The sequence below is a fragment of the Psychrobacter nivimaris genome (genome assembly GCF_904846365.1).
GTDB lineage: Bacteria > Pseudomonadota > Gammaproteobacteria > Pseudomonadales > Moraxellaceae > Psychrobacter > Psychrobacter nivimaris_B.
Window position 1 is genome coordinate 39155 of record NZ_CAJHAL010000010.1, and the last position, 25386, is coordinate 64540.

The window sequence follows — 25386 nt, forward strand, 5'->3', positions numbered from 1 at the left end:
TTAATCTTTAGTTAATGGTAACTTTTGTGCTTGACCCATTTGGTTGATCATATGATCCAAGCCTTTAACATGGACACTGCGCTGCGGGAATGGAATCTCAATCTTCTCATCATCTAGAGCTTGCTTGAATTGCTCTAGTAGCTCGCATTGCATCGACCACCAGTCGGCATTGGTTGTCCAAACGTTTAGGGTAAGATCTACTGAATTATCGCCTAGATTGGTCACTCGTACGATAGGTTCAGGATCAGTAAAAGCCAATGGGTTATTTCTTGCCAGACTTAGCATCACGTCTTTAGCCGTTTTGATATCAGCATCATAGCCAATACCGACGGTGATATCGACGCGGCGATTGGGTAGCGCTGTATAATTGACCACAGGTGAAGTCGTGATATCGCTATTAGGAATGATGATATCGTGATTGTTAATGGTCGTCAAATGGGTATTAACCAAGGTAATCTCAGTCACCGTACCTGTGTAGCTACTAATCTGTACATAATCGCCGCGTACAAACGGGCGAAACGTCACAATCATAATACCAGCGGCAAAATTTGATAGCTGGTCTTTTAATGACAAACCAACGGCGACAGCGGCACCACCTAAGATCGCAACGACCGAAGTAGTCTGTACACCGACTTTGCTAAGTGCAGCTAAAATCACTACGACCAGTAGCACGCCATACAATAGACGACTTAAAAAACTAGCAACTGTCTCGTCCAGATGGCTACGCGTCATCAAGCGATCGGAAAAAGCGACTGCCTTTTTGGCAAGCCAACGTCCAACGATAAATATAAGTATTGCTAAAGCGACTTTAATGACCAACTCTAGGGCATTGCTCGTTAAGGTAGCGACATCGACGGTAAAACCTAAAAATTCCATACTGACTCTTTATTTTATAGCTGTGTGTTATGAACTTGGGTATCTGTAATGATAAAAAATGGTGCGTTAAGTGTTATTCTTAACAATTGTATTTTCGGTGATATTTTTTCAGCAACTTTATTTTCAGTAGCTTTTTTCTTAGTGCTTGTCTTCTTAGTGCATAAATACATTAACCTTAGTACGTTACTTCGACTGTATCACTATAGCGGTAAGTACGTATCAAGCGCAGCTCGACGATATCGTTCATGTCTTCGGTGAATTTACCAAAGGGTGCAGCTTGTCGTACCGACTGCTTGGCCGCTTCATCCAATATCGTAGAGTTCGAGCTTTCAAGCAGTCGAATGGCTTTGATATTGCCGTCGTTACTGATGATAACCATTAGCCGTACTTCACCCGTAATGCCTTGAGCACGCGCTTGTACGGGATAATGCAAGTTGCCCACTCGCTCGACATGCTCACGGAATGTATTGATATAGTCTGCTGCCGCACCCCGTGTGGTCGAATTACTATCCATCGTCACGACTTTGGATTTGGTTGCGTAGACCTGCTGACGCTGAGATAGCTGAGCTTCTAAGGTGGCAATCTGCTTACGTAGCCGCTCTTCTTGCGCCATTGCATCATCTTGCGCTTGCTCGCTGTCATTATCCGACTCTACAGTGGCCTGACGCCAACTTAACGTCGTACGCAGATAACTCTCTTGATAACGCTGCTGACGTACTTTACGCTGTAAATTAACGATATCTTGAGTCTCACTCATTTGCTCAGCAGACATTGCACTTAACTGATTGTTCTCTTGTCTGAGCTGCTCTTCTATTGTACCGCCGCCCTCTTGTGAAGCGTTGGCAATAAAGTGTGCATCTTCATTGGGCTTCATATTGTCGGTCAGCGCCTTTGCCACATCTTGCATCATAGCAGCTGGGTCTTTTCCCATAGAGAAGCTAATTCCGAAAATAATCAGCACATGAACAGCCACTGCAATAACAATAGCAACAGGCAAGCTTATATCGCGCTTGGGCGCTTGCGCGGAAAAATGATAGCTCTGTGAGTCTTTTATATAGGCCACAATGAATCTCAGCTTGTGAGCACATCAGTACAAAGCACTATTTAACAAGTGTTGTAACGATGGGCATGATTTATACTGGCGCTATCATAACATGACATAGAATTATGTCGCCAGTATAAGCACTGAGACGGCATTTTGACATTTGCCATACAGTATTGGTAACCTTATCCGCTGATTGAAAAACATGCATTTGAGAATATATAAGGCAGACGAAACACTGTCTATACCAAATGAATTGCTATAAAACGCATGTGTTCATTTTGAAGCCACTGTATTTGTTATATACTGCTTTAGCATAATAGCATTAGTAGCACGATACTTTGCAACAATCAGAACTGTGCATCGTGTTGATTAGGCACGGCAGATTATCAAGCAGCACAGTAAATGTAGATTCACTATGCACTAGTATCAGAGGTCAGTTTTTCGCTTTTGCTACCTATCAGTATAAAAATTACTAATGATCGTAGATATTTAGAAATTATAGATGATTAGCTTTCGTTCAAATTAACGATAGCATGCAAAGTTTGTTTAGCCATTTTTACGTCACCGATTGAATGACGCGCCCTATAAGGATAATAAGTTTGAGTGACTTTGATAACGTGAATAATTCAGACAATTTTGATGAGTTCTTCGAGAGTATTGGCTATCGTTTTGACGAGTCATTCGGCAGTGGTTGGGAGCGTATCGCCCAATCGGTTAAAGATATCTATAATAAGACGACGGACAAGTTCGAAGATGAGTTGTCATTGCCAGTGGCACAGACTTACGTTAATGATGCACTACAAAAATTCGTCACCGACAATGTAAAAGCCATTTTAGAGCTACGTGTCGAGATGCATGAGGATTGGTTTCGTTTGTACTGCACTGTCAATGCAGGCGGCATCTATGCCGAGGTGGCAAGTAACTTTAGCTTAGTTCACGTCCAACTCGATCGCAATGTGCAACGCTTTGTATTTGGTCAGCAAACTTATACCGATATATTGAATCTGCGCTGCGAATCTTTCGTGAAACGTCAAGGCGTCAAACTGGCGATTTGGTTTTATCATAGCGTCCTCAAAAAAGACCCTTTAGGCTTTATTCTGTCGTACGTCAATATTGCTCGCGCAAAAGACGAAGTGATTTATCTCGATATCCATCGTTGGTTAAAAAACAACAAGAAAATCATGAGTACCTTGCATAAGGTACAGATAAATTATGGCGAGCTAGAAGAAGAGCAAATGATTTTGAAGGCTCAAATCAACTATCGTGATTTACTGGCGGCCAGCAGTAACGAAGATATCATCGGTGATGATGATGATCCTGAATTGATGCAAGGCCCTATTAACCCCGTAGACGATGCGACTGAACCAAGCCAAGAGTAAGTCGCTAATTTTTTATCCCATAAGACAATACTTTATCCCATAAAAAAACGCTGCATCTTAGAGGTTATTGGCCTTATAGATACAGCGTTTTTTGATTAAAGTCGATAACTACCAGTAGTTCTCTACGGCAATATTACCCTCACCGCGGCGATTCATCACCAGTCCCAATGTCTTTAATGCCTCTTTGGTATCTTCTACCATATCTGGGTTGCCGCATAGCATGACATGCGTAGTATCAATATCTAATGCGATACCCGCGCGCGCTTGTAACGTGCCCTCTAGCAACAGCTTCGGCAGACGCTCTGACAATGCACCTTCGACAGGCTCACGAGTGACGATTGGGATAAAGATAAGCTTTGCTGGATTATCAACCAGCGTGCCGAAGTCTTCTTGTAGGCTTTCAATTTTTTCAACGTACGCAAGTTCATCGAGCGAACGTGCGCTATAAGCCAATACAATGTGCTCGTAATCTTCCCATGTCTTTAAATCTTGCAGCATTGACAAAAACGGTGCTAAACCAGTCCCTGTTGCTAGCAGCCATAAGTCTTTTGGCAATGGTTTTTGGTAACGTGCTAACGTCAAAAACCCAAATGGCATGGTGTTGAGCAGCAGTTCATCGCCCACTTGTAAATGCTGCAATTGCGAGGTAAATGCACCGTCAGGAATTACGATAGAGAAGAATTCTATCACCTCATCAAAGGGCGAAGAGACAATCGAATACGCGCGAAAGACATCTTCATTCAATGCGCTATCAGCAGTTTCATCACTTGCATCAGTCTGCTGGTAATATTTTAATTGACTGGGATTGACGCCTAAACGTACAAACTGCCCCGCTGTAAACTTAAAACTATCGGGACGGCTGACGGTAAAGCTAAATAAGTTCGGCGTCCATGTAGTTTTACTGAGCACCGTTACTGTTTGAATATTATCACTCATAATTATTCGTCACTTATACTTTGTTAAACTGTATTTTTATAAGATACCTTTGATAGGCAAAAGCAGATAAATACCAAAAAGGTAAGCATAAAAAAGATGCGCCAAGCTTATCATAAAGCTGGCGCATCTTGGTTTTTTAACCGTAACAACAAATAGATCGCAGCGACTTATCTGTTGTATTAACTCAGCGACATTACCAAATGCGAGCCAAACTTGCCCACTCAATCATACTATTTGGCAAGATACCAAAGAATAGAATAATCGCCGTCACAGCAATGACCATAATACCACCGGTACGAATACCCCATTGCCCAGACACGTCAAACTCGATGAACTGCTTAGGACGTTTGAACAGCGTGAGTAACACACGTAAGTAATAGAATAGACCAATCGCACTACCCAAGATAATCATCGCAGCCAAGAACCAGTTGGTGCCTTGTACCGCAGCTAAGATAGCAAATAGCTTGGTAATAAAGCCTGCCGTCAATGGAATACCAGCTAATGACAACATCATGATAGTCATCACAGCGGTCAATACTGGGCGACGCCAGAATAGCCCTTGATAATGCGTCAACTCATCGGCTTCACCAGATAAGCGATACGGACTCGACATCAACGTCACTACGCCAAAAGCACCGATAGAGGTAAAGGCATAGACTGCCATATACATACTAGAGATACTATCTGCGGCTGAACCAATGCTGACAATCACGATCATCACATAACCCATATGGGCAATAGATGAGTAACCGAGTAGACGTTTGAGGCTGGTTTGACGTACTGCCAATAAGTTACCTACCAAGATAGATAATGTTGCCATGACCATCAATAGCATCTGCACTGATGGCAATGCCAGCAAAGCAGTATCGATTAAGAAACGCACAGCCAGTGCCATCATCGCCACTTTTGATACTGATGCTAAAAAGGTAGCAATAGGCGCTGGTGCACCTTCATAAACATCTGGCGTCCACATATGGAAAGGAGCAGCTGAGAGTTTAAAGGCGATACCAAACATCATCATTGCCGCGCCCAATATCAGTAGTGGCGACTCAAAGATATTGCCCAGTACCATACTGATTGGCTTAAATGCTAGTGAGCCTACTTCTGCATAGATAAAGGCCATACCCATCAGCAACGTCGCTGATGCAGTCGCCGACAATACCAAATACTTCAATCCCGACTCAAGCGACTGGTTGCGCTTGTAAGTATAAGCGAGCAAACCATATAACGGTACTGACAGCATCTCTAAGCTCATAAAGAATGACGCCATATGCTGCGCGCTTACCATTAGTAATGCACCAATGGTCGATAGCAGCATGAGCAAATACAGCTCTTCTTTATTGTCTTTTAGGTTAGCTAAATACGCATAAGACAGCGTACAACAAGCCAAGGCACAGATAAAAATCACCACCATATTAAACTGAGCAAAGTTATCTATAACAAATAACTGCTCAGCGTTTGGCGCGATAGATCCGCTTTCAATCACACCGATCATCTGACCGATAAGGGTGAATAGACCAATGTTTAAGCCTGCCACCGTAATCGTACCAGTGACCATGTGCGAGCGTTTAAAGGTAATCGCGATCATAACCGTCAGTACCGTAATCACTACGGCGATAATCGGCGCGTAAGGCAACAATCCTATCAAATCATTCATCGTAATATCATTCATGACTTAACGTGCCTCCATTACATCAAGCAGCTGCGACGAATCTACCTGTGTCACTTGACTGTATATATATGCGTTATTGATCCACTGCATTGCGTGACTTGAGGTATCAAGGAACGGCTGTGGGTACAGTCCAAGCCATACCAAACCAGCAGCTAGCATCAGTAGTAATGACAGCTCGCGCTTGCCCAAATCTTTTAGTTTACGTGCAGGTAAGCCATGTGACTTAGTCTCTCGCTCTGCCAATGCGGCGATGTTGTTTTCACCAAATAGTGCGCGATGAATCAAAATCAACGAGTAAAGACCTGCTAATACCAAACTGAATGTCGCAAAAACCACAAACACTGGGTACTGAGCAAATGAGCCAAATAAAATCATGAACTCGCCAATGAAGTTACCCGTACCTGGAATACCTAGTAAAGCAGCACAGAAGAACATCAGTATCGGTGCGTAGTAACGGAACTGTCCCCACATACCACCCATCAAGGTTAAATCGCGTGTATGCAGACGCTCATATAGCTGTCCTGCCATGATGAATAGTGCGGCTGAACTCAAACCATGAGCAAGCATCTGAATCATCAGACCTTGTAAGCTGAGTAATGTTCCCGCATAGATTGCCAGTACCACAAAACCCATGTGCGAGATACTGGTATAGGCTAGCAAACGCTTCATATCAGTCTGCATAAACGCAAGCCACGCGCCATAAAAGATACCAATCGTACCTAATGTTATCGCTATCGGCGCAAACTCTTGTGACGCTACTGGAAATAGCGGCAACACAAAACGAATCAAACCATAGGCGGCAGTCTTAATGAGTACACCTGCCAAATCCACCGAACCTGCCGTTGGTGCCTGCGCATGCGCATCTGGCAACCAGCCATGGAAAGGAATAATTGGCAACTTCACCGCAAAGCCAATGAAGAAGCATAGCATGATTGGATATTCCCAGCCACCAAGTGACGTACCGAGCAAGTCATTATAGTTAAAGCTCACTACCCCTTTTTGGGCGTAGCTGATAATGACCAATACCAAAATACCGATGAGCATGATAAGCCCAGACGCTTGGGTATAAATAAAGAACTTGGTAGCCGCGTATTCTTTGGTTTTACCAACTACATCATGACCCCAAATGGCGATCAAGAAATAGATCGGAACCAGCATCATCTCCCAAAAGAAGAAGAATAAGAACAGATCAATGGCTAAGAAAACACCAATAACGCCGCCCAAACTCCATAGCAAGTTCAGGTGGAAAAAACCAACACGGCGCTGAATCTCATTCCACGAACAAGCAACAGCTGCCACACCAAGCAAACCTGTTAGGGCCACCATCATCAGTGACAAGCCATCTAGCGCTAAGTGAAAGCTAATACCAAAGCTCGGTATCCACGGCACACTAAATTCTGCTACCCAAGGCACGGCAGCATCTGGCGCAATGACCTGCTTACTCATACCGCTAAAATCGCCCTTCTGCCAAAGTACTAATGACAACGCAAAGGTCAACATCATACCGATCAAGGCAATCCAGCGCGGCAGACGTTTATTAAATCGCTCTACCACCCAGCATAGCAATCCTGCAATAAAAGGAATTGCGATTAATGCTGGTAGCATCCACGTTTGTTGTAACTCAATCATTTTTACACCACCGTCATCATTACCAGCACCAGCAATACAGCCATACCCAAGCCAAAGCTTGTGGCATAACCTCGAAGAGACCCTGTTTGCGTCGCAGACAATACCTTATTACCTGCTGAAGCCAGCTTAGGTAACAGCAACCACGTTTTATCGATAGGGTCGGCTTTAAGTAAGCGGCCGATGAATAAAAAGGGTTTTACAAAAATTACATCATATAGCGCGTCGAAACCTAGGCCATGGTAGCACCAGTGATATAGTGCCCCACCAATACGTGAGCGCTTAAAGCTAGTGAGCAAGCGACCTTTGTTGACAACATACAATAGTGCTGCCAATATCAAACCTGCTGCCATTGCACCCATCGCCATATACTCTGCGGTGTGCTTAGCATGTGCTTGACCTGCAACTTCTAATAGATGACCAACGCTCTCTGGCAATACACCATCTAATGGTGGCGTAATCCAAGCACCAACGGCTGTAGATAACACTAGCAATACGGTTAAAGGTAACCAATACGACACACCTGATAGCTTATGAGCATGGGTTTTTTCTTCGCCAAAGAATATGATCCAAATCATACGGAACGTATAAATCGCGGTTAAGAATGCGCCGAATACACCCATATAAAATAGTACTAAGTGACCTGTGGCATAAGTTTCCCAAAGAATCGCTTCTTTAGAATAAAAACCAACGGTAACCCAAGGTATGGCAGCGAGCGCACCACCACCGACGATATAACACCAAAATACCAATGGTATCTTTTTACGTAGACCACCCATTTTAAAGATATCTTGCTCGTGATGTACCGCAAGGATGACCGCACCTGATGATAAGAACAGCAATGCTTTAAAGAAGGCGTGCGTCATCAAGTGGAAGATTGCCCCTTGCCACGCGCCCACGCCAAGCGCTAAGAACATATAGCCAATCTGACTCATGGTTGAGTACGCAAGGATACGTTTGATGTCCGTTTGTGCAAGCGCACAGAATCCAGCAACAACCAACGTCAATGCCCCTACGCCGCCAACCCAATACAATAAGATACCTGGGGTCAACTCAAACAATGGATGTAGACGAGCAATCAAATAAACACCTGCCGTCACCATTGTTGCCGCGTGAATCAATGCCGATACTGGTGTCGGGCCTGCCATCGCATCAGCAAGCCATGTATGTAGTGGCAACTGCGCTGACTTACCCATCGCGCCGCCGACCAACATCATGGTGGTAAGCATCATCGTTGGATTATTAATATCAAACACTTCTGGCGCGCGCGTAATAATTTCTTGAATATTGAGCGTGCCGAATTCGCGGAATAATAGAAACAAACCAAAGGCTAAGAATACATCACCGACACGCGTGACGGTAAAGGCTTTCATCGCAGCACGGCCGTTGGCTCTATCATGGTAATAATAACCAATCAATAGGTACGAACAGATACCCACGCCTTCCCAACCGAGATATAGCAAGAACAGATCATCTGCGAGTACCAGTAACAACATACTGGCCACGAACAAGTTCATATAGCTAAAGAAACGAGCAAAGCCAGTGTCGCCTTTCATATACCAAGAGGCAAACAGATGAATTAAAAAGCCAATCCCAGTGATAACACCTGTCATGGTCAATGCAAGACCATCAAAGCTCAAACCGAAATGTGGGGCAAAATCGCCAACTTGGAACCATGTCCACAGCGGAACGTCAATTACCGTTCCAGCTGGATTGGTGGTCAAAAAGGTATAGCTAACCACTAGCGTGCATAGTGCTGATAACAGCATGCTACCCACGCCAACAATCGCTGCGACCGTCTCTGATAATTTGTCGCGCATAAAGGCTAAAATCAAAAAGCCAATGAGCGGGAATATAAAGGTTAATGGTAATAAACTCATGACATCATCCTTTCATCTCATTGGCGCTATCGACATCGAGATGCCCACGCTGATGATAAAAACGCAATAATATTGCCAGACCAATTGACGCTTCAGCCGCGGCCAAGGTCAAAATAAAGATAAACATAATCTGTCCGTCTGGATCAACCCAGCGACTACCTGCTACTACAAATGCCAATGCTGCCGCATTCATCATGATCTCAAGACTCATTAGCATAAATAAGAAGTTACGTCGTACCATAACGCCGCACAGACCGATGGCAAATAAAATGCCTGCCAAAATCAGTCCATGGCTCATGGGTATCATACCCAGTACATTTTGCGCCTCAGCAACTGGCTGTACTAAGCCTGCCACCTCGTGGGCAAACGGCACGTTTGACACATCTTGTGCCACGCTTGCTGCTAGTACCATTAGTCTGACTCCTTGCGCGTAACTTTATTCGCACCTGCTTTCGTGCCTACCTTCATACCTACATAGTCATGCGGGTCAACATCTTTATATTCGTAAGGCTTAGCCATTTCTACGCCGTCATGCTTTGTAAGCGTACTATCATTGTCGTATTGTTTGATACTGCCTACGCTTGGCTTGAAGTTTTGGCTATCATTACCGATGACCTCATCGTCGACTGTCTCTTTACCTAAATGATAAGCGGCGACCAAGGCTGCCAATAATAGCAATGCTGCTACTTCAACCAGCATAATGTATTTGGTAAATAGCACTGTACCGACTGCTTTGGCAGAGATAGTCGTGCCACCCATCATGACAGCTTCATCGTGATTGAGACCAATCATCGCATAGAGCACAACGGCAATGATTATCGTCAATCCTGTCGGTATCGCCCAAGTGCCGGCATCAAGCCAACGCTCTTCGCGCTCGTCATTGCTCATGCCCAAATTAAGCATCATAATGACAAAGACAAATAGCACCATAATGGCACCAGCATAAACAACAATCTCTAGCGCACCCGCAAACGGCGCTCCTAATACAAAAAATATCCCAGCAATTGCCAGCAACGATACAATCATCGATAAGATAGCATGCACTGGATTGGCCTGAGTCACTACGCGCAGACTGGCAAATACTGCCACTGCTGCAAGCGAATAAAACCCAGCCAGTTCAGGATGGTTCAAAATATTCATCATGGTAGCAAGCTCCTTAGATCAATCGGTGCAGACTCATTTTGTGCTGCGCCTTTTGGTTTATCTGCTACCGCCATACCTGTCACACGATAATAGTTATAATCAGGGTATTTACCTGGTCCTGAAATGAGCAAATGCTCTTTTTCGTAGACCAAATCTTGGCGCTTATATTCACCCAGTTCAAAATCTGGGGTCATTTGAATCGCTGTCGTTGGACAGGCTTCTTCACACAATCCACAAAAGATACAGCGTGAGAAATTGATACGGAAAAACTCTGGATACCAGCGTCCATCTTCACGCTCGGCTTTTTGTAATGAGATACACCCTACCGGACATGCCACCGCACACAAGTTACAAGCGACACAGCGCTCGTCTCCATCAGGATCACGCGTTAGGACAATACGTCCACGAAAACGCGGCGGTACAGGTACCGGCTCTTCAGGATAAAGGATGGTGTCACGCGGTCTGAGCGCATGACTATTGACCATCCACATGCTGCGGACAATGGTAAATATACCAATGACGGTCTTTTTTATGGTAGTAAACATGGGATTATTATCCTTATCAGCTTTACCCTAGTTCATCAGTGATGGCTACTAGTAATGACTATAACGTTGGAGAAAAGATCAAAATGACCGCAGCAGTAACCAACAGATTGATCAAGGTTACGGGCAGACATACTTTCCAGCCAAAGTTCATCACCTGATCATAACGCGGACGCATGAGTGAGCCTCGAGCCAAAACAAACATGGTCATAAAGAATAGCGTTTTAATCATGAACCAAAAAGCTGGTGGAATAAATGGAATATCTAAATTGAACGGCGCAAGCCAACCGCCAAAGAACAAGCAAGTCATCAAGGCAGAAATCAAGACAACGTTGACATACTCACCAATAAAGAACATACCAAACTTCATGCCAGAATATTCAACATGATAACCTTCAGCCAGTTCTTGCTCTGCTTCTGGTTGGTCAAATGGATGTCTATGCGTAACGGCAACACCAGCCACCACAAATGTTAAAAAGCCAAAGAACTGCGGGATGATATACCAGCCGTCTGCTTGCGCTTCGACAATGGCACGTAGGTTAAATGAACCTGTTAGCGCAACAACGCCCATCAACGACAAACCCAAAAACACTTCGTAGCTGATCGTCTGTGCAGCAGAGCGCAAACCACCGAGTAGCGAGAACTTATTGGCAGACGCCCAACCACCGAACATCACGGCGTAAACAGCAATACCAGCCATGGCAAAGAAAAACAGAATACCAATATCCCAATCAACCACGCCAAGCGTTGGCGAGATAGGAATAATGGCAAATGAAGCCAAGGCAGTAAACATTGCGACCGCAGGTGCCAACGTGAACATAAACTTATCGGTAAAGTTTGGTGTCCAATCTTCTTTAAAGAAGATTTTGAGCATATCGGCGACTAACTGCAACGAACCAAAAGGCCCAACACGGTTTGGACCATAACGATCTTGCCATAAGGCCAGCATGCGGCGCTCATAGATAATCATCATTGCGGCAACCAATACTACGACCAAAAAGATGACTAAAGACTGACCCACCAAAAACAGAATAGACCAAGTATCAAAACTCATGCTATTGGCCAAAAAGCTTGGCACATCAGGGATAATACGGGTAACTTGCATATTACACCTCCTGTGTGGTGGTCGGCGCTGCATTTATTTGCGCTGTGTCATTATCATTAATCATGTCGTTAGCCATGCTACCCATCATCGTTACTGGTGCATCCACTTTACGTACCGATGCTGGCATCGATGGGTGAATGATACTCACCTGCCCAACGGGGTAACCGATACAGCCTTCTGCCAAATAACCGACCAGCTGTACTGGCAAGGTGATTTGTTGCTTATCGACTTCTATCGCCAAGTAATCACCAGCAGCAATATTCCAGTCTTTGGCATCATCTATACCGATACGCCATGCAGCAACAGGTAGTTGCTCTGCAACTATTGGGCTACGTGATGCCATCATTGAGCTGGCATAGATATTATGAATCGGTACCAGTTTGGCTTGGCCTTGCTGCAAGTCAGTTGTATTCGAAGACATCGCTTCTGGCGCCACATATTGACGAGTGGCTAGGCGCTCTAGCTGATCGAACAAACGCACACCTGGATCACCATTTTTCAAATGACCGCCGACTTTGTCTTGGTATTTGTTCCACGCTTGCGGTGAGTTCCAACCTGCTGCATTGGCAAAAGGAATCATCGAGCTTGGCGTTTCTTTACCGCTATAACCTTCCATTGAGAAAGTTAGACCAGTATCCAAATCTTTTGGCTGCATTGGCTCGTGCACTGAAATTGGCGCACGCATAGCAGTACGACCTGAATAACGACGCGGTTGACGCGCGATTTTCAGACCCGTTATACGGTAATCAGCATCAGGCGCAGCGCCTTTAATACCTGCAAGTTTAGGATGGGTGGCAATCAACGCATTGATAACATCATCTAGCTGCGTCCAGTCGACATCACGACCTTCAATGCTGCTATGCACAGCATGTATCCAACGCCAACCTTCTTTGATACTGCTCATCGGATGGTAGTATTCATTATCGTAAACTTGGAAGAAGCGCTGTGCACGACCTTCAGCTGATATCAATGTACCATCCGCTTCTGCAAAGCTCGCCGCTGGCAATACAATATCGACGTCTTTATGCCAATCAAGGAGCTGATGATCTAACGCGATGACCGTTTTATCAGTCAATAGCTGCGTCAATTTATTGGCATCAATCGCATCTGTTAGCTGGTTTTCTGCAACCACAACCACATCGTAATCAGTCGCTAGCAGTTCTTCAACTGACTGACCGCCAAGCATACAAACACCCATGCTATTGGCATCAGGAACCGTTAGATAAATACCTGCTTGTGCCTGATACTTGTTATTCACTTCTTTTAATTCAAGGTTTTCAGCAGGTGCGCGTTCGACATCATCCTGCGCTTCTGTATTCACGCCCGTTTCAGGTTTGTTTGGCTTAGCAGATAAATCTTGGTCTTCTTCAGGCTGATCATTAGCAGACTGCGCTTGGGCTTTGACTTTGGCATTATGAGCGTCAACTTGCTGCTGCTCAGTGGACTTTATCGCCTCACGTTTTCGGGTCAATGCTTGGGTAATCTGTGCCGCTGCTTCTATCAATGCGGTAGACGACAGGCTACTACCTGACACAACCAATGGCTTATCGGCTTGGATCAAGTCATAAGCAATTTGCTGCGCCAGTGCTTGCATACCATCAGTTTCAGTACTTGCATCAGCACCTTGTTCAGCACCTTGTTCAGCTGCTTGTGGATCTGCTATGTCTGCTAAATCGTCAGCAAGGTTTGCAATCTCATCAGCGACTTTAAAGCCAAGTTTAATAATATCTTCAGGCGTTGCCACCACACTCACTTTACTGATATCTTCTAGCTTAGTCTGTGTCACATCGATGACATAGACTGGACTTAGCGCATCTTGAGCGATACGTTTGACTGGTTCGGCAAGCCATGGCTGCGTTTGCAATGCCGCTGCCATTTTAAGCCCTTCATTTTTTGCCGCTTGGCGTACTGATAGTGCGACTCTTGATGACGTTTGCGTGATATCTTCACCCAACACCAATACGGCATCATGTGCTTCAATATCGGTCATGCTAGGGTTATAAATGCCTTCAGTGCTAAGCACTTCGATACATTTATTGACCAGTGCTTGCTGCTGATGGTTCAAACCTGTTGAAAAGTTATCAAAGCCGACTAGGTTTTTTAATGCAAAGTTGGTCTCTAGACTGGCACGCGGTGAGCCAATACCGATGACTTTTTTGTCTTTGAGTCGTTTGATAGTTTCATCAAGTGCATAGTCGATATTGATTTTGACATGCTTATCATTGATACGTTCAAGCGCTTGGGTTGGACGATCCGCGCGGTTGACATAACCATAACCAAAGCGGCCTCGGTCACATAGGAAGTAACGGTTTACTTCGCCGTTATAGCGGTTTTCGATACGGCGCAACTCACCATAACGCTCACCTGGTGAGATATTACAGCCAGCCGAGCAACCATGACAGATGCTTGGCGCATACTGCATGTCCCATTTACGGTTGTAGCGCTCAGAGTGGGTTTTGTCAGTAAACACACCCGTTGGGCAGACTTCGGTTAAATTGCCTGAAAATTCGCTTTCGAACTGACCATCTTTATCACGGCCAAAGTAAACGCGATTGTTTGAGCCATAAACACCCAAATCTTCACCACCTGCATAGTCTTTATAAAAACGTACACAGCGATAGCAAGCGATACAGCGGTTCATCTCATGCGCGATGAATGGACCAAGTTCTTGATTGTGATGCGTGCGTTTGGTAAAGCGATAGCGACGACGGCTATGACCTGACATATACGTCATGTCTTGCAAATGACAATGTCCACCCTCTTCACAGGTTGGACAGTCATGCGGATGGTTGGTCATGAGTAACTCAACCATCGACTTGCGGAATGCTTTGGCTTCATCGTCAGTGACCGAGATGTACATGTCATCGCCAGGAGCGACCATACAGGACATCACTAAACGACCTTTGCCCGCTTCCATATCGTCTTTATTCTGGAATTGCTTGACGGCGCACTGACGGCACGATCCTACTGAGCCAAGGGCTGGGTGATAACAAAAATACGGCACATCAATGCCGAGTGATAAGCAGGCTTGTAGTAAGTTGTCGCTGCTATCTACTTCGACAGTGGTCCCATCAATATGTATGACTGCCATGCCGCTCTCCTTATTTCGCTACTGGCTGTTGGTTGGCTGCCGCATCAATAACATCGACACCAACCGCCTGCGCGATTTTTTGATCAAACTCTGGACGGAAATATTTAATCGCACTCATTAGTGGTTCCATCGCACCTGGGGCATGCGCACAGAATGTCTTACCAATCCATAAGTCACGCGTCAGGCCTTCTAGTTTTTCGACATCGCCCACTTGCCCTTCACCATCATTGATGGCAGTAAGCAGTTTGACGCCCCAAGGCAGACCATCACGGCATGGCGTACACCAACCGCAGGATTCGCGTTGAAAGAAAATTTCAAGATTACGCAGTAGCGGCACCATGTCTTGTGCTTCATCGACGACCATGATCAGACCTGTACCCATACGGCTACCAGCGTTTTGAATAGTATCAAAATCCACCACCACATCTAAGTGCTCATTAGTTAAGAAGTCTGTTGAGGCGCCACCAGGAAGCCACGCTTTGAGGGTTTTGCCATCTTTCATACCGCCCGCTAAATCCTCAATGATTTCACGAGCTGTATAACCAAACGGTAATTCCCATAGACCTGGATCGTTAACCAATCCTGAGCAACCAAATAGCTTGGTGCCTGGCGTTTTACTTTTGCCTTTGATTTCAGATAATGACTGATACCACTCGACACCATGATTCAAAATCGCTGGCATATTGCACAGCGTTTCAACGTTGTTAACAACGGTTGGACGACCCCATGCACCAGAGATTTGTGGAAACGGTGGTTTGGTACGTGGGTTAGCACGGCGACCTTCTAGACAGTTAATCAATGCGGTTTCTTCACCGCAGATATAACGCCCAGCGCCCGTATGCACATGTAAGTTAAAACTAAAATCTGAGCCTAAAATATTGTCGCCCATTAGGTTATTGGCCAAGCATTCTTCGATAGCAGAGACCAAACGCTGGGCTGCCAAGATGTACTCACCGCGGATAAAGATATAACCGTCAGTGGCGCCAATCGCATGAGCGGTAATGAGCATACCTTCGATCAGCTGAAACGGTAGACGCTCCATGAGCAAACGGTCTTTGAATGTGCCCGGCTCCATTTCATCAGCATTACAGATAAGATAACGCGGTAGACCATCTGGCGGTGACATAAATGACCACTTAAGACCAGCGTTAAAACCTGCACCGCCGCGACCTCGAACATTGGCCGCTTTAATCATATTGCCGACGTCTTTAGGCGATTTAGATAGCGCTTCTTTTAGACCAGTGAAGCCTTTTAGAGACTCATAAGTGGCTAAATCAAGCACCGCATCATGATGCGCCAAACGCCACGTCAATGGCTTGGTTTCGCTAGTGGCGGTCGCTTTATCACCATAGATTGGAACACGCTGTGCATTTAGCTGGCTTGGCGCTTGGCCTTGACCGCGACGAGCAATTTGCTCTGAAATCGTTAAACTCATGCGTATAGCTCCAATAATTGCGCGACCTCAGATGGCTGGACAGGGCCGTAAGTGTCTTCATCAATCAGTACCGCTGGTCCCTTATCACAGTTGCCCAAGCAGCAAATTGGCAATAGCGTAAAACGTCCATCAGCAGTTGTCTGACCATACTCAATACCCAGCTGTGATCTGATCTCAGCTGATAGCGCCTCATAACCTGTCAAATAACAAGCCACGGAGTCACAGATGAGAATCACATGGCGACCGACAGGCTGGCGATATATACGGTTAAAGAAAGTCGCAACGCCGTCCATGTCTGACATCGGGATGTCTAGGATGTTGGCAATAGCGTTTGCTTGCGCATCATCGACCCAGCCGTTGCGCTTTTGCACGATTTTTAGTGCATCTAATGAGGCAGCACGCGCCTGTGGGTAATGGTGCATAAACTCATGAATGGCAGCGATTTCCTCAGTGGTGAGGATGCTTTCCACATCTACTTTTGGCATTTTGTCGGAAACAATTTTCATAATCTTCTGTCTTTCCTCACTCATCCTGCTCTATCACAAGCCAATATCAGTCTGCTTAAAACCGTGGTTATATCGACAAGCGACAGCATTTTGGTGTGCCATCAGGCAATAATATATTGATGAACAAATACTTATGAAGCAGCGGTTTAACCTTAAAGATCAAAATCTTAACGATCGCAGTCCGCCATCACAATATCAATCGATGCCAAATACATAATGGCATCAGAAACCAGCGAGCCATTGATGACCGATGGCATCTGCTGTAAATGCGCAAATGTCGGCGTACGAATACGGGTACGATAGCTCATCGTGGCCTTGTCTGAGGTGATGTAATAACTGTTCAGACCTTTAGTCGCCTCGACGATCGTCGTACATTCGCCCGCTGGCATCACAGGACCCCAAGAGACTGAGATAAAGTGGTTAATCAGCGTTTCGATATCATTTAGCGTACGGTCTTTTGGCGGTGGTACGGCCAGTGGATGATCGGCTTTGTAAGGGCCTTGTGGCATATTATCCATACATTGACGGATGATACGTAACGACTGACGCATCTCTTCGACTTTTACCATACAACGGTCATAAGCATCGCCGTTGTAACCGACTGGCACTTCAAAATCGTAATTCTCATAGCCCATGTATGGACGTGCTTTACGCAGATCAAAGTCAACGCCTGTCGCGCGCAGACCAGCGCCAGTCACGCCCCAAGCCAATGCTTGCTTAGCATTATACTGAGCAACCCCTTGAGTACGGCCTTTGAGCACGCTGTTTTGCAATGCTGCTTTGACATACTCGTCCAAGCGTTTTGGCATCCAATCTAAGAACTCACGAACCAAACGCTGCCAGCCACGTGGCAAATCAGCAGCTGTACCGCCGATACGGAACCAAGCAGGATGCATGCGATAACCAGTCACGGCTTCGATGACGTCATAAGCTTTTTGGCGATCGGTAAACATATAGAATACAGGGGTCATACCACCCGCATCCTGAATGAACGTACCGACGAATAATAAGTTATTGGTAATACGGAAAAACTCGCTCATCATCACGCGAATGGTTTCAGCGCGCGGTGGAATGGTAATCCCAGCCAGCTTTTCGACCGACATGATGTATGGCAGTTCATTCATCACACCGCCAAGATAATCGATACGGTCGGTATAAGGAATAAATGAGTGCCACGTTTGACGCTCAGCCATTTTTTCTGCACCGCGATGGTGATAACCGATATCAGGGATACAATCGACGACTTCTTCACCATCGAGCTGTAGTACCAAACGGAATGCACCGTGAGCAGAGGGATGGTTAGGACCGATGTTCAAGAACATAAAGTCTTCATCACGACCTGAACGTTTCATGCCCCACTCTTCTGGGACAAAACGCAGGTTTTCTTGCTCGTATTGCTGCTTGGCGGTATTCAAGAAATACGGGGTAAATTCAGTCGCCCGCGCGTGATACTCTTTACGCAGTGGATGACCTTCCCAGTATTTCGGTAATAGAATACGGGTCAAATGCGGATGGCCTGTAAAGACAATACCGAACATGTCCCACACTTCACGCTCATACCAGTTGGCATTTGGCCAAATATTGGTGGCGCTCGGTACATTGACATCGTCTTCGCTCAGCGCGACCTTGATACGTACATCACTGTTGCGCTCAAGCGACATTAGGTGATAAAACACCGTAAAGTCACTGTCAGGCAAACCCGCGCGATGCTGGCGTAAACGCTCATCTATCGCTGACAAGTCAAATAGCATGACGTACGGCTTAGGCAGTTTGCGCAAAAATAAGAGAACATCTAATAAATCAGCACGCGCCACCCAAACCGTTGGAATCTCATCCACAGTGTGCTGCACGACAAATTTACCAGCGTACTTCTGCTCCAGCTCTGTGATGACTGCTGGGACAGGCTTAATATTAGGATCTGTGTTTTCGACTACCGTGACCATGAATGATGTATTCCTTCATTAATCATAACTGAACTATGTTAGTCATAACCGAACTATGTCAACCATAACTGAGCTATGTTAATCATAACCGAACTATGATAAGCGCATAAAATATTGAAACTGTTGCTACAAGTCTAAATGCCATTTGAAACTTAAATACTGTCTGGGCTGCGCAAGTTTTTGACAGCGATACGATCTGCTTGCTTGCGGTCACGCTCAGGCGTCATTTGCGGCTGATAGATCCCCTGCTCATTGACATGGATACCCAGCGGACGACGCTCTTTAGTGATAGATTCTTGTAACAACATCAAACCCTGAATAAGCGCTTCTGGACGCGGCGGACAACCTGGCACATAGACATCAACAGGGATAATCTTATCGACGCCTTGTACGACAGAATAAATATCATACATGCCGCCCGAGTTGGCACAGGCACCCATAGAGATAACCCATTTTGGCTCAAGCATTTGCTCATATAGGCGCTGGATGACAGGGGCCATCTTAACGAAGCAAGTACCAGCGACGATCATGACATCCGCCTGACGAGGCGAGGCACGAATAACCTCTGCCCCAAAACGTGACAAATCATGAACGGCGGTTAAGGTAGTAGCGTATTCAACATAACAGCAAGAAGTACCAAAGTTAAATGGCCACAGTGAGTTCTTACGCCCCCAGTTTGCTGTTGAATGAACAAGGTCTTCGAGACGACCCATAAAGACGTTTTTATTCACTTCATCTTCGATAGGATCATTGACCGTTTGACTGGTCTGTGCAGGATAGGTATCTGCATCGGGGTTGGCTTTTGTTAATGTGTATTTCATAACATACAACCTTCATATTAAGCTTGGCGTGGCAATCATCTTGCTCGCGCTGTCGCCATAATTTTATTATTAATAAGTGGCTAATCATCAGCGATCATTAATACAAACAGAACTGACGCTTTCATGCTTTTCTGCTCGTTTTTACAAACGCTATAAGCTGAGCATCAACTGCTATTAACGTTCAGTTTTGTCCTGCTGAGCAGACGTCGCAAAATCCACAGAAGTAACGTTACCCGTGGTATTAATATGATCGATGTTTTGTAGATGACGACGATTGGTCTCAATATTGTTTGAGACATTGATTTGACCGGATGACTGCGCTGGCACTTTACCTGTCGGATCGACCATTAGCTCATGAGCACCATCAAACTTGGTGATGTCTGCCAAATTAAAGCCTGCAGGCGCCGCATACAAGCGTGCTTTTTTGCGTAACTTATCAGCAGGTGCCCAGTTCATCGCACCCAAGCTCAGCTCATAAATCAAACCGATAATTAGAATAGTGATAAACGTGCCAGCGGCGGCAAAGCCAAGCCAGCCAGCCTCTCGTACTGACACAGCATAAGCGTAGAGATATAACGCCTCTAAATCAAAAATCACAAAGAAAATTGCGACCAAATAAAATTTGGCAGACAAACGAATACGGGCATTGCCAGATCCGACAACACCCGCTTCAAATACTTCTTCCTTTTGTGAGCCTTGAGAGCGACCGCCAAGTAAGCGCGGTACGACCAGCATAAAGACAACTAGCCCAATGGCGGCTAAGATAAAAGCAATGGCTGACCAATTAAAAGCAGACATGATAATACGTGCTCCTCACCCAATCGAGTGTTAGACACAGCGCAAGCACTGACCCACTCAGGCCATGTTGCGACAGGTATAACGCAGACGAAAACACAAAGTGACTTTATTTAAGTAATTGTCACTGCACTTCAGCAACTGTCACTGTGTTTAAGTAACTGTCATTGAGTCACATGTTAGGTATTTTGCTGGTAACAACCAATTATCAAGCTTATTGACGACGATGTCAGACGTGACCAACTGTAGAGATTCCGGTATGCGCGCGGATAAAGGCTGGTCGCCCAACGCATCTTCTAACAACGTAAGATCAACGTATTAAATCAATATCATATCTGACTGCTTACTTAATTGATTTAATAGCTCATTACACGTGGTCAACAATGACGTGACAACTGGCATAAATTATTTACGTACTATACGCATATCAGTGCCTAAAAGCTAGTTTTTAACTGTATTGAACGGTCACTTTCTGTGTAAAAAAAATGTGTTTTTTTTACTGTGAATTATGATATAGACCTTACCTTATATTAGCCCCAAATCCGTACTTTTGGCTACGAGCAAACACTGCCACGCTATTTGTCAAAAATCAAGTGTCCGAATACCCCACTTTCGTCACCCAAGTCCTCCCCCAAAGTGAGCATTTTTGCTTTATAATGACCCACCAGATTTTTATGATATGCCATCATCAAACCTTAAATTCTATTATTCTTATAATAAAGATTATTAAAATATCGCAATGATACAAGTTTTGATGATGCGTGCTGCGTTTATCTATCTTTTTCATATCAGCGCTACCCTCTTTTTTGCTTTTGTCTTACAGGTCACGTTATGAGTCAACTCAATCCCAAACAATCCGAGGCCATGCTCTACGTATCTGGTCCATTACTTGTACTTGCAGGTGCGGGCTCCGGCAAAACCTCTGTGATTACGCGTAAGATTGCTTACCTAATCCAAGAATGCGACATGCCAGCTGAGCGCATCACCGCCGTGACCTTTACCAATAAAGCGGCACGTGAAATGAAAGCACGGGTAAGCAAACTGCTACCAAGCGAAAAAATGCGCGGGCTAACGGTGTCGACGTTTCACCAGTTTGGTCTACAGTTTTTGCGCTATGAGCTGATTCATACTCCGCTAAAAGGCAATTTTTCCATTATGGACAGCGATGACAGTAAGCGCCTCTTGATGGAGCTGATGATGCGCGACAACTTGAGTGGCGCTGAAAGCCGCGAGTTGGTCGGTAAAGCCATCAAAATGATTTCTGATTGGAAAAATGACTTGGTCGAGCCTGACAAGGCGATGGAGACGTTAGACGATCCAGAAGACATGATTTTTGCCACGCTATATGCGCTTTATGAGCGTAATTTGCGGGCCTATAATGCCGTCGATTTTGATGACTTGATTGTATTGCCAACCAAAATATTGCGTGAAAATAGAGAACTGCGTGACAAGTGGCAGAACCGTATTCGTTATCTATTGGTCGATGAGTATCAGGATACCAATACAGCGCAGTATGAGATGATTAAATACTTGGTCGGGCCGCAAGGTCGCTTCACCGTGGTAGGTGATGATGACCAATCTATCTATGCATGGCGCGGGGCGAAGCCTGAAAACATGGCATTGCTAAAAGAAGATTTTCCGAAGCTGAAAATCGTTATGCTTGAGCAAAACTATCGCTCAACCACACGTATCTTAACCTCTGCCAACGCCGTTATTCTAAATAACGAGCATTTATTTGAAAAGAAATTATGGTCAGATAAAGGTCAAGGCGAAAAAATCCGCATCATTAACTGCCGTAATGACGACGATGAATCCGAGCGTGTCGCCAAAGAAATCGTCACACACAAGCTGCGCTTTGGTAATGAGTGGGAACAGTATGCCGTACTGTACCGCAGCAACTTTCAGGCACGTATGCTAGAGGCACAACTGCGCCAGCTGCAAGTGCCTTATAAATTATCAGGCGGTCAATCATTCTTTGCGCGTAGTGAAATCAAAGACATCATGGGCTATCTACGCCTGATTTTGAACCCTGAAGATGACAGCGCGTTTTTGCGTATTATCAATACACCCAAGCGCGGTATGGGACCAGCCACGCTAGAAAAACTCGGTTTGTTTGCGCAAGAGCACAGCATATCGCTACTGGCCTCTTGTACCCACGCTGGTCTGACTCATGTATTGCCATCAAAGGCTTATGGTACGATAAAAGAGTTTGGTGAATTCATTGAGCACTATACGCGTGAGCTGGATCAACACCCAGACCCTGTACCAATCGTACGCCAGATGATTGATGAGACAGGTTATATTGATTTTGTCCGTAGCGATGCCAAAACGCCGCAACAAGAAAAAAACCGTATTGATAATATCGATATGCTCTACACCAGTATTCAGTCCTTGATTAATCGTGCTGAAGAAGACGAAGATCGGACGATTGATACCATCATTCGTAAACTGGTATTGCTAGATATGCTTGAGCAACAGCAAGAAGAAGAGAATACCAACAAAGTCAACTTGATGACCTTACATGCGGCAAAAGGTTTGGAGTTTGATTTTGTTTATATCATGGGGCTTGAGGAAGAGATGCTGCCGCATCGCAACTCTATCATGAGTGAGACGGTCGAAGAAGAGCGCCGTCTGATGTACGTGGGCATTACCCGTGCGCGTCGTGAGCTGACATTGACGCTCGCGACCCAGCGCCGTGCTGGTGGTCAAATGCGCGTTACCTCAGAATCAAGATTTTTGGATGAGCTGCCTGAGGATCATATTGACTGGCCTGCCAAAGCGAAAAAGAAAAAAGCGACCAAAGACCCAGAAGCCGTCGCTGATGAATATCTGGCCAATATTCGAGCGTTACTGGGTAAGCGTTAATCTTAATCAAGACATTTAAGCACCTGAGTAATAAACACCTAAGTAAAACGCTTGCGAGAACACGCTTTAGACTGCGCAAAAAACGATTGATATAATCGTTATTGTTATTGTTCTTCATATACTGTAAAAACTCGACTGTAAAAACTTGGAACACTTATGCCTACCCCCACGCCCAATCAGGAACGAACCGCCATGCTGTCAGGAGATTATAACTCGGCTGAGTATAGTGCCGAATATAAGCTTCTGTATCTGCAGGGTTTGGTTGCTGATAAAGCATACGAGGCCATTACAGAGTTTTTGGAAAAACAGTCCGAATATGAGATTGCCAACCTACTAGAGTCCTTCCCAACTCAAAACCGTCTGTTGATTTGGGCGCAGGTGCCAGAGCACATCAAAGGTGAGGTACTTGCCGAGCTAGATGTCGATACGCGCCAGCCATTGATGGAGAACATTTCTTCTCAAGAAATCTCCTTGTTTACCCAAGATCTTGATGCGCAAGATATATCTGAGATTTTGGACACTGTTACTGAGAGCGTACGTACCTCAGTCATGGCAACGCTAGACGAAGAGACTCGGGTCCAAGTCAATAAGCTTGATACTTATGCCGACTGGGAAGTAGGTAGCTATATGGATCCTGATATTATTCAGATAAGGGATGATATCTACCTAGCAGATGTACAAGAGTGGCTGCGTGAAAACGACGACCTGCTCGATGACGAGAGCCAAGAACTATTAGTTGTCGATCAAAGCCAGCAATTGCTAGGATTGCTCAGTCTAGTAGACTTAATTAAGCATAAACAGAATACATTAGTCTCGGAGCTGATTGATACTGCCATTACAATTAATGATCGCTTGGATATTCAAGATGCTGCCGCGATTTTTCGTTCAGAGGACATCCGTTTTGCCCCCGTCATCAATAGCCACGGTGAGCTGGTTGGTCAACTAAACGGTGAAGACATCATGGAAATCATCCAAGATGATGTCGACAGCACCATGAAAAACCTCGCTGGTGTTAGCCAAGATGAAGAGCTGTTTGCCCCTATCCTAACCAGTGCTAAAAGCCGTAGCGTCTGGCTAGGTATCAATTTATGTACCGCCCTTTTAGCCGCAGCAGTGATTGGACAGTTTGAAGAAGTATTGGCACAAGTCGTGGCGCTAGCGATATTGATGCCAGTGGTCGCCAGTATGGGCGGTATTGCTGGCTCGCAAACGCTGACGGTCGTTATCCGCGGTATGGCGATGGGTCAAATCGGTGGTTCTAACCGTGTCTGGCTGTTGAATAAAGAGCTATGGGTGGGTGCGATAAACGGTATCATCTGGGCGATAATTATGGCGTTTATTGCTCAGTTATGGTTTCATGATATTAAGATCAGTGCCGTCATCGGTTTTGCCATTGCGATCAACATGACTGCGGCTAATGTCTCGGGGATCAGCATACCGCTGATGCTAAAGCGAATGAATATCGACCCTGCTCTATCTGCCTCGGTTATCCTAACGACCGTTACGGATATCGTCGGCTTTATGTCATTTTTAGGATTGGCCAGCGTGTTGATACTCTAGTTGATTGCTGAATTGCTGAATTGCTGAATTACTGAATTACTGAATTACTGAATTACTGAATTACTGAATTACTGAATTACTGAATTACTGAATAATTAAAATATAGAACTGTTATTTATATAAAAATGTCGAATAAGGTTTATTTAGACCATAGTTCAAGGCTCTG

The 25386-nt window shown here is 45.2% G+C and carries 19 protein-coding genes; 3 read left to right on the plus strand and 16 right to left on the minus strand.

What is annotated here, in order from left to right:
• Together JMX63_RS06045 and JMX63_RS06050 are read right to left on the minus strand one after the other, a co-directional pair.
• Positions 1–876, minus strand: coding sequence for a mechanosensitive ion channel family protein (locus tag JMX63_RS06045; protein ID WP_101206253.1), 876 nt, complete (start codon positions 874–876; stop codon positions 1–3).
• A 175-nt stretch (positions 877–1051) separates the two neighbouring features.
• Entirely contained in the window at positions 1052–1939 is an 888-nt protein-coding gene (locus tag JMX63_RS06050; RefSeq protein WP_201571580.1) for a TonB family protein, read from the minus strand.
• Between the two features lie 581 nt (positions 1940–2520).
• Between JMX63_RS06050 and JMX63_RS06055 the strand changes: the two genes are divergently transcribed.
• Complete coding sequence (locus JMX63_RS06055) at positions 2521–3300, plus strand: hypothetical protein (protein ID WP_224737876.1); 780 nt, start codon at positions 2521–2523, stop codon at positions 3298–3300.
• Positions 3301–3408: 108 nt separating this feature from the next.
• Here JMX63_RS06055 and JMX63_RS06060 read toward each other — a convergent pair whose 3' ends face one another.
• From JMX63_RS06060 to ndhC, 14 genes are all read right to left on the minus strand, one after another.
• Entirely contained in the window at positions 3409–4236 is an 828-nt protein-coding gene (locus tag JMX63_RS06060; protein WP_101206256.1) for a ferredoxin--NADP reductase, read from the minus strand.
• Positions 4237–4429: 193 nt separating this feature from the next.
• Positions 4430–5908, minus strand: a complete 1479-nt coding sequence (locus JMX63_RS06065) for an NADH-quinone oxidoreductase subunit N (RefSeq protein WP_201571581.1) — start codon at positions 5906–5908, stop codon at positions 4430–4432.
• A 3-nt stretch (positions 5909–5911) separates the two neighbouring features.
• On the minus strand, positions 5912–7537 hold the full coding sequence (nuoM, locus tag JMX63_RS06070) for an NADH-quinone oxidoreductase subunit M (protein WP_201571582.1): 1626 nt from the start codon (positions 7535–7537) through the stop codon (positions 5912–5914).
• 2 nt (positions 7538–7539) lie between these two features.
• Complete coding sequence (gene nuoL, locus JMX63_RS06075; protein WP_201571583.1) at positions 7540–9414, minus strand: NADH-quinone oxidoreductase subunit L; 1875 nt, start codon at positions 9412–9414, stop codon at positions 7540–7542.
• Between the two features lie 4 nt (positions 9415–9418).
• The gene (nuoK, locus tag JMX63_RS06080; protein WP_025653102.1) at positions 9419–9727 is read right to left on the minus strand and encodes an NADH-quinone oxidoreductase subunit NuoK; all 309 of its coding nucleotides are present in this window, start codon (positions 9725–9727) and stop codon (positions 9419–9421) included.
• A 98-nt stretch (positions 9728–9825) separates the two neighbouring features.
• Positions 9826–10557, minus strand: coding sequence for an NADH-quinone oxidoreductase subunit J (gene nuoJ / locus JMX63_RS06085; RefSeq protein ID WP_201555953.1), 732 nt, complete (start codon positions 10555–10557; stop codon positions 9826–9828).
• A complete protein-coding gene (gene nuoI, locus JMX63_RS06090) occupies positions 10554–11102 on the minus strand; it encodes an NADH-quinone oxidoreductase subunit NuoI (RefSeq protein WP_010198902.1) in 549 nt (182 codons plus the stop codon). Before nuoI ends, nuoJ begins: the two co-directional genes overlap by 4 nt.
• Before the next feature lie 58 nt (positions 11103–11160).
• The gene (gene nuoH / locus JMX63_RS06095) at positions 11161–12153 is read right to left on the minus strand and encodes an NADH-quinone oxidoreductase subunit NuoH (protein WP_180958090.1); all 993 of its coding nucleotides are present in this window, start codon (positions 12151–12153) and stop codon (positions 11161–11163) included.
• A gap of 52 nt (positions 12154–12205) precedes the next feature.
• The gene (nuoG, locus tag JMX63_RS06100; protein WP_201571584.1) at positions 12206–15295 is read right to left on the minus strand and encodes an NADH-quinone oxidoreductase subunit NuoG; all 3090 of its coding nucleotides are present in this window, start codon (positions 15293–15295) and stop codon (positions 12206–12208) included.
• Positions 15296–15305: 10 nt separating this feature from the next.
• A complete protein-coding gene (gene nuoF, locus JMX63_RS06105) occupies positions 15306–16730 on the minus strand; it encodes an NADH-quinone oxidoreductase subunit NuoF (protein WP_201571586.1) in 1425 nt (474 codons plus the stop codon).
• Complete coding sequence (nuoE, locus tag JMX63_RS06110) at positions 16727–17236, minus strand: NADH-quinone oxidoreductase subunit NuoE (protein ID WP_058024550.1); 510 nt, start codon at positions 17234–17236, stop codon at positions 16727–16729. The genes nuoF and nuoE overlap by 4 nt, the downstream gene beginning before the upstream one ends.
• 167 nt (positions 17237–17403) lie before the next feature.
• Positions 17404–19179, minus strand: a complete 1776-nt coding sequence (nuoC, locus tag JMX63_RS06115) for an NADH-quinone oxidoreductase subunit C/D (RefSeq protein WP_201571588.1) — start codon at positions 19177–19179, stop codon at positions 17404–17406.
• A gap of 152 nt (positions 19180–19331) precedes the next feature.
• Positions 19332–20000 (minus strand): NuoB/complex I 20 kDa subunit family protein, encoded by a 669-nt coding sequence (locus tag JMX63_RS06120; RefSeq protein ID WP_101206265.1) that lies wholly within the window; start codon positions 19998–20000, stop codon positions 19332–19334.
• A gap of 174 nt (positions 20001–20174) precedes the next feature.
• A complete protein-coding gene (gene ndhC, locus JMX63_RS06125) occupies positions 20175–20798 on the minus strand; it encodes an NADH-quinone oxidoreductase subunit A (RefSeq protein ID WP_102091044.1) in 624 nt (207 codons plus the stop codon).
• An 828-nt stretch (positions 20799–21626) separates the two neighbouring features.
• Here ndhC and JMX63_RS06130 point away from each other — a divergent pair.
• Together JMX63_RS06130 and mgtE are read left to right on the plus strand one after the other, a co-directional pair.
• A complete protein-coding gene (locus JMX63_RS06130) occupies positions 21627–23660 on the plus strand; it encodes a UvrD-helicase domain-containing protein (RefSeq protein ID WP_201547616.1) in 2034 nt (677 codons plus the stop codon).
• Between the two features lie 156 nt (positions 23661–23816).
• Entirely contained in the window at positions 23817–25220 is a 1404-nt protein-coding gene (gene mgtE / locus JMX63_RS06135) for a magnesium transporter (protein ID WP_101206268.1), read from the plus strand.
• Positions 25221–25386 lie beyond the last annotated feature (166 nt).

What these genes read in the sequence shown, in the direction of transcription:
- nuoC (WP_201571588.1), bottom strand. Translation starts at nt 19,179, where the DNA reads ATGGTCACGGTAGTCGAAAACACAGATCCTAATATTAAGCCTGTCCCA.
- nuoE (WP_058024550.1), bottom strand. Translation starts at nt 17,236, where the DNA reads ATGAAAATTGTTTCCGACAAAATGCCAAAAGTAGATGTGGAAAGCATC.
- nuoH (WP_180958090.1), bottom strand. Translation starts at nt 12,153, where the DNA reads ATGAGTTTTGATACTTGGTCTATTCTGTTTTTGGTGGGTCAGTCTTTA.
- mgtE (WP_101206268.1), top strand. Translation starts at nt 23,817, where the DNA reads ATGCCTACCCCCACGCCCAATCAGGAACGAACCGCCATGCTGTCAGGA.
- JMX63_RS06065 (WP_201571581.1), bottom strand. Translation starts at nt 5,908, where the DNA reads ATGAATGATATTACGATGAATGATTTGATAGGATTGTTGCCTTACGCG.
- nuoM (WP_201571582.1), bottom strand. Translation starts at nt 7,537, where the DNA reads ATGATTGAGTTACAACAAACGTGGATGCTACCAGCATTAATCGCAATT.
- JMX63_RS06045 (WP_101206253.1), bottom strand. Translation starts at nt 876, where the DNA reads ATGGAATTTTTAGGTTTTACCGTCGATGTCGCTACCTTAACGAGCAAT.
- JMX63_RS06130 (WP_201547616.1), top strand. Translation starts at nt 21,627, where the DNA reads ATGAGTCAACTCAATCCCAAACAATCCGAGGCCATGCTCTACGTATCT.
- ndhC (WP_102091044.1), bottom strand. Translation starts at nt 20,798, where the DNA reads ATGTCTGCTTTTAATTGGTCAGCCATTGCTTTTATCTTAGCCGCCATT.
- JMX63_RS06120 (WP_101206265.1), bottom strand. Translation starts at nt 20,000, where the DNA reads ATGAAATACACATTAACAAAAGCCAACCCCGATGCAGATACCTATCCT.
- nuoG (WP_201571584.1), bottom strand. Translation starts at nt 15,295, where the DNA reads ATGGCAGTCATACATATTGATGGGACCACTGTCGAAGTAGATAGCAGC.
- nuoI (WP_010198902.1), bottom strand. Translation starts at nt 11,102, where the DNA reads ATGTTTACTACCATAAAAAAGACCGTCATTGGTATATTTACCATTGTC.
- nuoF (WP_201571586.1), bottom strand. Translation starts at nt 16,730, where the DNA reads ATGAGTTTAACGATTTCAGAGCAAATTGCTCGTCGCGGTCAAGGCCAA.
- JMX63_RS06060 (WP_101206256.1), bottom strand. Translation starts at nt 4,236, where the DNA reads ATGAGTGATAATATTCAAACAGTAACGGTGCTCAGTAAAACTACATGG.
- nuoJ (WP_201555953.1), bottom strand. Translation starts at nt 10,557, where the DNA reads ATGATGAATATTTTGAACCATCCTGAACTGGCTGGGTTTTATTCGCTT.
- nuoL (WP_201571583.1), bottom strand. Translation starts at nt 9,414, where the DNA reads ATGAGTTTATTACCATTAACCTTTATATTCCCGCTCATTGGCTTTTTG.